This is a genomic window from Pseudomonas sp. Z1-12 (genome assembly GCF_051132015.1).
In the GTDB taxonomy this organism is placed as follows: domain Bacteria; phylum Pseudomonadota; class Gammaproteobacteria; order Pseudomonadales; family Pseudomonadaceae; genus Aquipseudomonas; species Aquipseudomonas zanjanensis.
The window spans coordinates 3606523-3618382 of the sequence record NZ_CP071647.1 but is presented as its reverse complement, the minus strand read 5'-3'; the positions used below and the strand labels follow the sequence as shown (position 1 = coordinate 3618382).

7 protein-coding genes are annotated in these 11860 nt (G+C 62.4%); 2 read left to right on the top strand and 5 right to left on the bottom strand.

What is annotated here, in order from left to right; genetic code table 11:
- Nucleotides 1-71: 71 nt before the first annotated feature.
- The 3 genes from J3P85_RS15310 to J3P85_RS15300 all read right to left on the bottom strand — a co-directional run bounded on the left by J3P85_RS15310 (nt 72) and on the right by J3P85_RS15300 (nt 3006).
- Nucleotides 72-1052, bottom strand: coding sequence for a sugar kinase (locus J3P85_RS15310; RefSeq protein WP_434702237.1), 981 nt, complete (start codon nt 1050-1052; stop codon nt 72-74).
- Nucleotides 1045-1827 (bottom strand): sugar phosphate isomerase/epimerase family protein, encoded by a 783-nt coding sequence (locus J3P85_RS15305; protein ID WP_434702236.1) that lies wholly within the window; start codon nt 1825-1827, stop codon nt 1045-1047. Before J3P85_RS15305 ends, J3P85_RS15310 begins: the two co-directional genes overlap by 8 nt.
- A gap of 153 nt (nt 1828-1980) precedes the next feature.
- Nucleotides 1981-3006: a LacI family DNA-binding transcriptional regulator gene (locus J3P85_RS15300; protein ID WP_434702235.1), complete on the bottom strand. Its 1026-nt coding sequence runs from the start codon at nt 3004-3006 to the stop codon at nt 1981-1983.
- Nucleotides 3007-3238: 232 nt separating this feature from the next.
- On the opposite strand from J3P85_RS15300, the gene J3P85_RS15295 reads away from it, so the two are divergent.
- Nucleotides 3239-5392: a WG repeat-containing protein gene (locus J3P85_RS15295; RefSeq protein WP_434702234.1), complete on the top strand. Its 2154-nt coding sequence runs from the start codon at nt 3239-3241 to the stop codon at nt 5390-5392.
- A 204-nt stretch (nt 5393-5596) separates the two neighbouring features.
- Here the strand turns inward: J3P85_RS15295 and J3P85_RS15290 are convergent, their stop codons facing one another.
- Entirely contained in the window at nt 5597-5950 is a 354-nt protein-coding gene (locus J3P85_RS15290) for a hypothetical protein (protein WP_046062747.1), read from the bottom strand.
- Between the two features lie 429 nt (nt 5951-6379).
- On the opposite strand from J3P85_RS15290, the gene J3P85_RS15285 reads away from it, so the two are divergent.
- Nucleotides 6380-11248 (top strand): NAD-glutamate dehydrogenase, encoded by a 4869-nt coding sequence (locus tag J3P85_RS15285; protein ID WP_434702233.1) that lies wholly within the window; start codon nt 6380-6382, stop codon nt 11246-11248.
- A gap of 186 nt (nt 11249-11434) precedes the next feature.
- Here the strand turns inward: J3P85_RS15285 and J3P85_RS15280 are convergent, their stop codons facing one another.
- Complete coding sequence (locus J3P85_RS15280) at nt 11435-11839, bottom strand: cupin domain-containing protein (protein ID WP_434702232.1); 405 nt, start codon at nt 11837-11839, stop codon at nt 11435-11437.
- Nucleotides 11840-11860: the final 21 nt, after the last annotated feature.

Here is an 11860-nt window from a genome sequence, read left to right as displayed (position 1 = left end):
GCTTGTTGTTTTTATGCAGCAGGTGCGTTTTGCGGTGTCCTCGATCGCGAGCAAGCTCGCTCCCACAGGGGTTAACTTGATCCCTTGTGGGAGCGAGCCTGCTCGCGATCGGCGGTTTCAAATTCGGCCAATAACTCAAGGCGCGTCGGCAACCCTTCCATGTCTCCACGGCTCTGCACCGCGCGGCTGCCAATCCAGTTGGCGCGTTGCACGGCCGTGGTGATGGCCTGGCCTTCGAGCAATGCGCTGATCAGGCCGACGGCGAAGCCATCCCCGGCGCCCACGGTGTCGACCACCTGGGCCACGGGCACGCCGGCGATGACGCCTTCGTCCAGCGGCGTGCGGTAATAAGCACCGTCCGCGCCGAGCTTGATCACCACGATTTCGGCGCCTTGGTCCAGGTAGAACGCGGCGATGTCAGCCGGATCGTCGAAACCCGTCAGCAGCCGGCCTTCGCCGAGGCCCGGCAAGACCCAGTGGGCGAGGGCGGCAAGGCGATTGATTTCAGTGACCATCATCGATTCGCTGCGCCACAGGCTCGGCCTCAGGTTGGGGTCGAACGACAGGCTGCGGCCGGCCTCGCGCATGCGGGTCATCAATGCAAAGGACATCTCGCGGGCCATGTCCGACAACGCCGGGACGATGCCCGTGGCGTGCACGTGGCGGGCGTCAAGCAACGCCGGGGCGATGGAGTCGATCGACAGATGACTGGCCGCCGAACTGCGGCGGAAATACTCGACTTGCGGGTCGCTGCCATCGACGGTGCGGGATTTGAACTGGAAGCCGGTGGGGTGCTCCGGGTCGACGGCCACGTGGCGACAATCGAGGCCTTCGTTCTCCAGCGTCTGCGTCACGAAGCGCCCCAGGGAGTCGGCGCCGACCCGGCTCAGCCACGCCACCTTGAAGCCCAGTCGCGACAGCCCGATGGCCACGTTGCTGTCGGCCCCGGCGATGCGCTTGTGGAATTGCTCGACGCTGGCCAGGTCACCGCGCTGGTCAGCCACCAGCATCGCCATGGTTTCGCCGAACGACAACACATCGAATTCAGACATGGACAGGCTCCCGGCGCGATTGCCCGAGACGGGACAGGGTGGCGACATGGCGGGCGGTCAGTTGCAGCAAGTCATCGCCTTGCAACGGATACTCGGCGGCGCGCATTACGCCGGCGGGCATGTGCTTGAGCAGTTGTTCCCACAGGTGCAGGTCGGTCATGGCTGGAGGCGCGGCGACGAGTTTGCCGTCGGCGCGCCGAGCCACGGCCTTGCAATGCACATAGGCCACATACCGTCCGAGTTGTCGGGCGGCCACGGCGGCCGATTGGTCCTGCCACTGCCAATTGCCAATGTCGAAGGTCATGGCAACGGGCAACGCTTGGTATTCGATGGCGGTGAAGAACCGTTGCAACGGCTCGATCCGCCCGCCGTGCAAGGTCTGGTCGTTTTCTACCAGTAACTGCACCGGGCTTGCGGCGAGCACCTGGGCCAGTGCCGACAGGTCATTGGCGTCGGTGAAGTGACCGAGGGAGACTTTCAGCCAGGTCGAACCGAACGCCTCGCCGCGTTGCAGCGCCAACGCCAAGTCGGGGTTGGGCCTGGACTGGCCAGCGAGCCACAGCTCCAGTGGCGACGAGAAAATACTTTGCAGCCCCCGGGCCCGGGCAGCCGCGGCCAGTTCCGAAGGTTGTTCGGTGGTGAGCAATTCTTCGCGCCATTCGATGCGCGAAGCTCCGGCGGCGGCCAGCAACTCGATGAAATTGCCCTGGCCATGCTGCCGGACCAGGTCGGCGCCGTAGCTGGAAAGACTGATAGAGACGGGTGGGGTGTGCATGGTGGTTGTTCCTCTGAAACCGGTTTCAGTTTTGTTCAAAAAAAGGGGTGTGCTTCAGGGCCTCATCGCGAGCAAGCTCGCTCCCACACGGGATCTGTGGCGCCCTGAAGACCCCCTGTGGGAGCGAGCCTGCTCGCGAAGGGGCCCGCACGATTACCGAGAAACCCCAAGCGTCGACCCCCGCTCAATCAACCTCGCCGCAAAATCCAGGGTCCGCACCGGCCCGTTGTCCCCACGCAAGCGCTTGAGCAGGCATTCGAACGCGCTGGCGCCGATCTCCGCTGTCGGTTGGGCCAGGGCCGTGATGCCGCTGCCGACCAGCGGGTACCAATCCAGGTCATCGAGGGCGATCAGGCCGACGTCGTCGAATAAGTGACAACCCAGCTCGCGCAACACCGTCGTGGCGGCCAGGGCGGCAATGCCATTGGCGCAGAACATTGCCTTGGGGCCAGGGCCCGGCTGGGCAAGAAAGGTCTTGATGCGCGTGGTCAATTGGTCACAGGTCTCCACCACAGTGCCGGCCAGGGCAGGCCGTTGGTGGATGCCGGCCTTGAAACTCTCGACCCGCTCGATTCGCGAGCTGGTGCCGTCGAACGGCTCGGTCACCAGCAACAGATCGCGGTAGCCCCGTTGCTCGAGGTGATCGAGGGCCATTTCGATGGCCGCCGGGTTGTCCAGCCCGACCAGGTCGCTGTCGAGCCGATCGACTTTGCGATCCACCAGCACCAGAGGCATTTCGCTGCGCAATTCGAACAATTCGTCACGGTGGTGACCCAGCGTGTTTACGATCAGCCCTTCGATGTTGTAGGCGCGCAACAACGCCAGGTGCTGGCGTTCCTGCTCGTCATCGCGGTCGGTGTTGCACACCACCAGGCTATAGCCATGGCGACGACAGGCGGTTTCCACGCCATGCATCACGGCAATCGAATAAGGGTTGCGGATATCGGCCACCAGCATGCCGATCAGGCGTGTGCGCCCGCGCTTGAGGCCGCGGGCCATCTGGTTCGGCCGGTAGCCCAGCTCACTGATGGCCTGCTCGATGCGCCGGGCGATGGCCTCGGAGAGCAGGGCACGGTCTTCACCGATGAAACGCGAGACACTGGCCTTGGAGACCCCGGCGCGTTCGGCGACGTCGAGCATGGTCACGCGGTTGCGCTGGGCGGCGGAGAAAGAATTCACGGATAGAAACCTGCTTATTGGATTTATTAGCGGTTCTGAAACCGGTTTCAGGAAACACCAGAACCCAATCGGTCGTCAAGGGTGACGTGTCAGCAGCACGACCGATGGTGGTTCGCATCCGTCTGGCGGTGACGCCGGCTCATCGGTGCCGAACCACCCAGTCAATTTGCAGCGCGCCAGGCCGTGTGGTTAGCTGCCTGCCTCTCCCAGCCCCTTGACTGCCGAAACCACCATGAACTTTACCCAGCCTCGTTTGAGATTGCTGTTGATACTGAGTGTGACCTTGTTGGTGGTGGGCTGCGCGTCCTACGTCCTGTTTCGCCACAGCGGCGCGCCAGCCGATGAAGGCTTCGCCGCCGAGCAATTGAACGAAGGGGGCATGGAAGACATCGGCACGCTGGCACTGCCTGAGGTGGAGAAGCGCCTCAATTATTTGATCCAGGACACCGGTGAAACCCTCAGGTCCCTGGAGCGGGTCAGCGACGTGCAGTTGAGCCTGACTGTCGAGACGACCGAAACCGTCGGCGAGCAGCCGTTGCAATACGAGCCGCTGTTCGTCCCGTTCACCAGCGCGCAGTTGAAAGCTGAATTGGCGTCGATCCAAGGCCTGCGTTTTGCCCAGCGGCTATTTGCCGATGGTTCTGAGGTGCGGCTCGATACCAGCACGCTTGATCCACTCTGGAAACGCGCCGCCATGCCGGATGAGCCGACGGCCGAGCAATATCTGCCGCAGCGCTTGGTTTTTCGCGATGGCAGCGAAAAAACCTTCGCCGAGCTCAAGGCGCCGCCCAAGGTCGAGTCCGACGACACGATCGCATCCCATGATGCCTTCGCACTTGCGGTGAACAAACCGCTGGCGAGTCTGGGCCTGACGGTGGCTTACCGCAGCTATCCGGCGTTCAGGAAAGTGGTGCTGGACAAGGACCAGCCGAAAGTGACCCTGGACGACGGCCAGTCCTTCCAGCTCACGGCCCTGGGTGATGGCAGCGCTTCCGTGCGCTTGAGTACGCTGAAATTGTCGACCTTCGTGGTGCAAGGGCTGGACGATGAGGGCAGGGCGCTCTACAGCAACGGGAACAGCTCCCGGGCGTTCCCCTCCGAGGGCGAGATCGCGGCGTTGCAGGACTATTACAACGCGTTGCTGCAGACCAAGGACGACCTCGATCAGCTCAAGACCGGCCAGGCGGTGCAACAGCAGCTGGAGCGCGTGACCGAGGCGCTGGTCGCTCAGGCGGGGCCGCTGCAAAACACCGAGGTCGACTACCAATTCGAGGCCACCCCGCAACGCATCGTCATCCATGTACTCGATCCGATGGAAGACAACAGCGTTGAGTTCACCCAGGTCGACAACGTCCTGGCAGCCCAAGCACGGTACATCGCCCTGGACCGCAAGGCCGAGCGCTATGGCTTCATCGACCAGGCTGGCCAGTGGTTGATCAAGCCCCGTTGGGTGCAGGTGCAAGACAGCCCGGTGGCCGATACCTACACGTTGTTTTACCCGGAGAAGTCCAGCGACCCGGAATCGGAGTGGCAGGCGTTGCGCAGCCAGCTCGCCTATTTCCCCGCCGGTAGCAACAAGCTCGTCGACCTGCCGTTCGAACACATCACCGAGGCGTTGAGCAATGGTCTGCTGTTGGTGGAGCGTGAAACCAACGGCCCTTATGGGCTCTACGATGCCAGGCATCATCGGTTTGTGTTGCCGATGAAATTCGTCAACCCCACCGTGACCGATAACCTGTTCATCGCCCGTCTCGGCAAGCGAACTGATCTCATGGAAGGCCTGTACGGCGCTTATACCCTGGACGGCAAGGAGATCCTGCCGACGCAATTCTCGGGCATCGAGCACAGCGCGGGTCTGCTCTACGCCAGCTCGGCCGATCGGAGTCGTGAGGATGTTTTCGACCTGGAAGGCAAACGGATCAACCTTCCGGGTTACAACGTGGTAGGCCGGTTTGTGGGGCAGCAGCCGCTGTTGGTGCAGGAGACCAAAAGCAGGAAGTTCGCTTTTATCGATCGCCAGGGCGCGCGGCTGCCGATCAAGTTGCCTTATGACGAAGTGACGCCGTTTTCCAACGGCATGGCGGTGGTCGGGCGCGATGACAGCTACGGTGCCATCGACTTGGCGGGCCGCTTGCAAGTGCCTCTGGATTACCAGCAGATCAACGCGTTCCAGACCCGTTATGCAGCGGCGATCCGGGCGGGTGGGGGCTCCTCGCTGGTCTTGATCAGTCAGGACAACAAGGTGATCAAGGCGCTGGGGTCCTATACCAGCATGAAGGTGCCGGATAACGGCAATGAGGCCCGTTACTATGTGAGGGACCCGAAGAACGATGACGAGTACCTGGTTTATGACGCCGATGGCAATCTGGTGCAGAACGACAAATAACGGCGAATTCATTGACCCCGTGGCGAGGGAGCTTGCTCCCGCTCGACTGCGCAGCAGTCGCAAGGCGGCCTATGCCACTTGCCCATCACATCGCAGCGCCTGGTTTTGGGGTTGCTGCGCAACCCAGCGGGAGCAAGCTCCCTCGCCACGGGGGGCCTTTGGATCAGGGGGGCTGATGCCACGGAGCGTGTTCGTGTCCAGATCTCAGAGCTGGCTTATATAGGTCCCCGTCCCCTTGAGGATGTTCTGCAACGTCAGTTCCACTTCCGCCAGGTCCGCCGCATCGGTGTCGTGGATGATCTCCAGCACATCGTCGCCATTCAACGCATCGGCATCCGCCGGGGCAATCTCAATCAGCAAGCGGGTCGGGCTGAGGGTGACCTTGACGCCGTCCAGGGTCGAAGGCTCTCCATCCAGAGCGATTTCCAGTTCGTCTTCGTCGGGGTAGCGCGTCATCAGGAACATTTCGCCCTGGGCGCTGTGGCAGCAGAGCATGGCCATGTTGTCTTCTTCGTCGTCGCACGGGTTAGCGATCAGAAGGGCGGTGGTCATTTGCATGGTGATGCTCCAGGATCGAGTGCACCGGCGGGGTGCAAAAAGTGGATTTTGCCAGCCTGAAGGATTTTCTGCTGGTTTACCGCCTCGGGGTGCCGTTTGGTCCCCAGCCTGCTAGGGTTGTTCGGTGCGCACCGGCTGTTTAGCGAGCCGATGACCGAATATGTCGCAGCGCTGCAAGCAGGCAGGATGTCGCACTCGTTAAGCTGCGCAACGGATGTGCACCTGCAAAGTCCACCCCGGGGTGATTTTTGCAGGTGTCCATGACATGAAATTACATGGAAAAGGATGTGACCTGCCGGTCCTGTCCAGCTTCACCCACCTGTCATCCTGTTTCCTCTGCCCGAGAATCAGGAACGGGATGGCCGACGGCCCCGAAAGGGGTTGCACGCGACGCTACCATCAATAACAAGCCCAAGCGGAGTACCACAGATGGCGTTCTTCACCGCAGCCAGCAAAGCCGACTTCCAGCACCAACTGCAAGCGGCACTGGCGCAGCACATCAGTGAACAGGCACTGCCACAAGTGGCGCTGTTCGCTGAACAATTCTTCGGCATCATTTCCCTCGATGAACTTACCCAGCGCCGGTTGTCCGACCTCGCCGGCTGCACCCTGTCTGCCTGGCGCCTGCTTGAGCGCTTCGACCACACGCAACCGCAGGTGCGCGTCTACAACCCCGATTACGAACGCCACGGCTGGCAGTCGACCCACACGGCCGTGGAAGTGTTGCACCACGACCTGCCGTTCCTGGTGGACTCGGTCCGCACCGAACTGAACCGTCGCGGCTACAGCATCCATACCCTGCAAACCACCGTCCTGAGCGTGCGTCGCGGCAGCAAGGGCGAGTTGCTGGAGATCCTGCCGAAGGGCACCCAGGGCGACGACGTGCTGCAAGAGTCGCTGATGTATCTGGAGATCGACCGCTGCGCCAACGCCGCCGAACTCAACGTCCTGAGCAAGGAACTTGAGCAAGTGCTGGGCGAAGTGCGCGTGGCCGTGGCCGATTTCGAACCGATGAAAGCCAAGGTCCAGGAAATCCTCGACAGCCTGGACAGCAGCGCCTACGCCATCGACGCTGATGAAAAGAGCGAGATCAAGAGCTTCCTGGAATGGCTGGTGGGTAACCACTTCACCTTCCTGGGCTACGAAGAGTTCGTGGTGCGCGATGAAGCCGATGGCGGCCACATCGAGTACAACCCCGATTCGTTCCTCGGCCTGACCAAGTTACTGCGCGCCGGCCTGACCGCCGAAGACCTGCGCATCGAAGACTACGCCGTCGCCTACCTGCGCGAACCGACGCCGCTGTCGTTCGCCAAGGCCGCGCACCCAAGCCGCGTGCACCGTCCGGCCTACCCGGACTACGTGTCGATCCGTGAAATCGACGCCAACGGCAAGGTCATCAAGGAATGCCGCTTCATGGGCCTGTACACCTCTTCGGTGTATGGCGAGAGCGTGCGGGTCATCCCGTACATCCGCCGCAAGGTCGCGGAAATCGAGCGTCGCTCGGGCTTCCAGGCCAAGGCGCACCTGGGCAAGGAACTGGCCCAGGTGGTCGAAGTGCTGCCTCGCGACGACCTGTTCCAGACCCCGGTGGACGAGCTGTTCAGCACCGTCATGTCCATCGTGCAGATCCAGGAACGCAACAAGATCCGTGTGTTCCTGCGCAAAGACCCGTACGGCCGTTTCTGCTACTGCCTGGCCTACGTGCCGCGTGATATCTACTCCACCGAAGTGCGCCAGAAGATCCAGCAAGTGCTGATGGATCGCCTGAAGGCCTCGGACTGCGAGTTCTGGACCTTCTTCTCCGAGTCCGTACTGGCTCGCGTACAGCTGATCCTGCGGGTGGACCCGAAGAACCGCATCGACATCGACCCGTTGCTGCTGGAAAAAGAAGTCGTGCAGGCCTGCCGCAGCTGGAAGGACGACTACGCCAGCCTGGTCATCGAGAGTTTCGGCGAAGCCCAGGGCACCAACGTGCTGTCGGATTTCCCGAAAGGCTTCCCGGCCGGCTACCGCGAGCGCTTTGCCGCGCATTCGGCCGTGGTCGACATGCAGCACCTGCTGAGCCTGAACGAAAAGAATCCGCTGGTGATGAGCTTCTACCAGCCGCTGGGCCAGGTTTCCGGCCAGCGCGAGCTGCACTGCAAGCTGTATCACGCCGACACGCCGCTGGCGCTGTCCGACGTGCTGCCGATCCTGGAAAATCTCGGCCTGCGCGTGCTGGGTGAATTCCCGTACCGCCTGCGCCACACCAACGGTCGCGAATTCTGGATTCATGATTTCGCCTTCACCGCCGCCGAAGGCCTGGACCTCGACATCCAGCAACTCAACGACACCTTGCAGGACGCCTTCGTCCACATCGTGCGTGGCGATGCCGAGAACGATGCGTTCAACCGCCTGGTGCTGACCGCCGGCCTGCCATGGCGCGACGTGGCATTGCTGCGTGCCTACGCCCGCTACCTGAAGCAGATCCGCCTGGGCTTCGACCTGGGTTACATCGCCAGCACCCTGAACAACCACACCGACATCGCGCGCGAGTTGACCCGGTTGTTCAAGACCCGCTTCTACCTGGCGCGCAAGCTCAGCGGCGATGACCTGGAAGACAAGCAGCTGCGCCTGGAGCAAGCGATTCTCTCGGCCCTCGACGAGGTGCAGGTACTCAACGAAGACCGCATCCTGCGTCGTTACCTGGACCTGATCAAGGCGACCCTGCGGACCAACTTCTACCAGACCGACGCCAACGGCCAGAACAAGTCCTACTTCAGCTTCAAGTTCAACCCGCACTTGATCCCGGAACTGCCGAAGCCGGTGCCGAAGTTCGAAATCTTCGTCTATTCGCCACGGGTCGAAGGCGTGCACCTGCGCTTCGGCAACGTCGCCCGCGGTGGCCTGCGCTGGTCCGACCGTGAAGAAGACTACCGCACCGAAGTGCTGGGCCTGGTAAAAGCCCAGCAAGTGAAGAACTCGGTGATCGTGCCGGTGGGCGCCAAGGGCGGCTTCCTGCCGCGTCGCCTGCCACTGGGCGGCAGCCGGGACGAGATCGCGGCCGAGGGCATCGCCTGCTACCGCATCTTCATCTCGGGCCTGTTGGACATCACCGACAACCTCAAGGACGGCGCCCTGGTACCGCCGGCCAACGTCGTGCGCCATGACGACGATGACCCGTACCTGGTGGTGGCGGCGGACAAGGGCACTGCGACCTTCTCCGACATCGCCAACGGCATCGCCATCGACTACGGCTTCTGGCTCGGCGATGCGTTCGCCTCCGGCGGTTCGGCCGGCTACGACCACAAGAAAATGGGCATCACCGCCAAGGGCGCGTGGGTCGGCGTGCAACGTCACTTCCGCGAGCGCGGCATCAACGTCCAGGAAGACAGCATCACCGTGGTGGGCGTCGGCGACATGGCCGGCGACGTGTTCGGCAACGGCTTGTTGATGTCCGACAAGCTGCAACTGGTCGCGGCCTTCAACCACCTGCACATCTTCATCGACCCGAACCCGGAGCCGGCCAGCAGCTTTGCCGAGCGCAAGCGCCTGTTCGACCTGCCGCGTTCGGCCTGGACCGACTACGACGCCAGCATCATGTCCGAAGGCGGCGGTATCTTCTCGCGTAGCGCGAAGAGCATCGCGATTTCGCCACAGATGAAAGAGCGCTTCGACATCAAGGCCGACAAACTGACCCCGACCGAACTGCTGAACGCCTTGCTCAAGGCGCCGGTGGACCTGTTGTGGAACGGCGGTATCGGTACCTACGTCAAGGCCAGCAGCGAAAGCCACGCCGATGTCGGCGACAAGGCCAACGACGCGCTGCGCGTGAACGGCAACGAACTGCGCTGCAAGGTCGTGGGCGAGGGCGGCAACCTGGGCATGACCCAACTGGGGCGCGTCGAGTTCGGCCTCAATGGCGGCGGTTCCAACACCGACTTCATCGACAACGCCGGTGGCGTGGACTGCTCCGACCACGAAGTGAACATCAAGATCCTGCTCAACGAAGTGGTGCAGGCCGGCGACATGACCGACAAGCAACGCAACCAGTTGCTGGCGAGCATGACCGACGAAGTCGGTGGCCTGGTGTTGGGCAACAACTACAAGCAGACCCAGGCCCTGTCCCTGGCGGCACGCCGCGCCTTCGTGCGGATCGCCGAATACAAGCGCCTGATGAACGATCTGGAAGCCCGGGGCAAGCTGGACCGTGCCATCGAGTTCCTGCCGACGGAAGAGCAACTGGCCGAACGTGTCGCGGCGGGCCATGGCCTGACCCGTGCCGAACTGTCGGTGCTGATCTCCTACAGCAAGATTGACCTCAAGGAGGCGCTGCTCAACTCCCTGGTGCCGGACGATGACTACCTGACCCGTGACATGGAGACGGCTTTCCCGCCAACGCTGGTGAGCAAGTTCTCCGAAGCCATGCGTCGTCATCGCCTGAAGCGCGAGATCGTCAGCACCCAGATCGCCAACGACCTGGTCAACCACATGGGCATCACCTTCGTCCAGCGGTTGAAAGAGTCGACGGGCATGAGCCCGGCGAACGTGGCCGGTGCCTATGTGATCGTTCGGGACATCTTCCATCTCCCGCACTGGTTCCGCCAGATCGAAGCCTTGGACCACCAAGTCTCGGCCGACGTGCAACTGGAGCTGATGGACGAGCTGATGCGCCTGGGCCGTCGCGCCACGCGCTGGTTCCTGCGCAGCCGCCGCAACGAGCAGAACGCTGCCCGTGACGTCGCTCACTTCGGTCCGCACCTGGCCGCGTTGGGCCTCAAGCTCGACGAACTGCTGGAAGGTCCGACCCGCGAAGGCTGGCAGACCCGCTACCAGGCCTACGTGGCCGCCGGCGTGCCGGAGCTGCTGGCGCGCATGGTTGCCGGCACGACGCACCTGTACACCTTGCTGCCGATCATCGAGGCGGCCGACGTCACCGGTCAGAACGCCGCCGACGTGGCCAAGGCTTACTTCGCCGTGGGCAGCGCCCTGGACATCACCTGGTACCTGCAACAGATCAGCGCACTGCCGGTGGAAAACAACTGGCAGGCACTGGCCCGTGAAGCGTTCCGTGACGATGTCGACTGGCAACAGCGGGCGATCACCATCTCGGTCCTGCAAGAGGGCGACGGCGCCCAGGACGTGGAAACGCGCCTGGCACTGTGGCTGGAGCAGCACCGCGAAATGGTCGAGCGCTGGCGCGCCATGCTGGTGGACATCCGTGCTGCCAGCGGTACCGACTACGCCATGTATGCGGTCGCCAACCGCGAGCTGCTGGACGTGGCAATGAGCGGTCAGGCGGTCGTGACGGCCAACTGATCCGACGTTGAATGAAAAGCCCCGCATTGAGAGATGCGGGGCTTTTTTGTTTTTAAGATTCACCGTGGGCCCCTGTGGGAGCGAGCTTGCTCGCGATAGCGGTGGGTCAGCGACATTGAACTTGACTGATATATCGCCATCGCGAGCAAGCTCGCTCCCACAGGGGGACTGCTGTGCTGTGGTCAGTTAGTTTTTCAACGGAATCAACACCGCCTCATCCTCTCCCATCACCATGAACACCAGCAGTTTCGCCGGTTGGCTCGCGCTGGCGTTTTTCGACACCAAGTGCTCGGAACCCGCCGCTTCATACCAGAACTCCCCGGCTTTGTAGGTCTTCGCCGGCTCACCCTTGACCTGGGAAGTGATGGCGCCTTCGAGTACATAGGCCATGGCCGTGCCCTCGTGCTTGTGGGCAATGGACGCTTGGCCAGGCGCGTAGTTGACGGTCAGCATCATGGTTTTTTTACCTGGAACATTTTTCAGCATTTGCTCCTGCAACACCGTGACCTTCTCCGAAGGCACGGCTTCGTGGGCGTAGGCCTGGGTAATGGGCAGCAGGCTGAGGGCGGCGAGCAGACAGAGTGTTTTCATGGGGGATGGCCTATTTGGTTT

Excerpts from the sequence above, each read along its gene's own strand:
- J3P85_RS15310 (WP_434702237.1), bottom strand. The coding sequence starts at position 1,052 with ATGTCTGAATTCGATGTGTTGTCGTTCGGCGAAACCATGGCGATGCTG.
- J3P85_RS15305 (WP_434702236.1), bottom strand. The coding sequence starts at position 1,827 with ATGCACACCCCACCCGTCTCTATCAGTCTTTCCAGCTACGGCGCCGAC.
- J3P85_RS15295 (WP_434702234.1), top strand. The coding sequence starts at position 3,239 with ATGAACTTTACCCAGCCTCGTTTGAGATTGCTGTTGATACTGAGTGTG.
- J3P85_RS15290 (WP_046062747.1), bottom strand. The coding sequence starts at position 5,950 with ATGCAAATGACCACCGCCCTTCTGATCGCTAACCCGTGCGACGACGAA.
- J3P85_RS15285 (WP_434702233.1), top strand. The coding sequence starts at position 6,380 with ATGGCGTTCTTCACCGCAGCCAGCAAAGCCGACTTCCAGCACCAACTG.
- J3P85_RS15280 (WP_434702232.1), bottom strand. The coding sequence starts at position 11,839 with ATGAAAACACTCTGTCTGCTCGCCGCCCTCAGCCTGCTGCCCATTACC.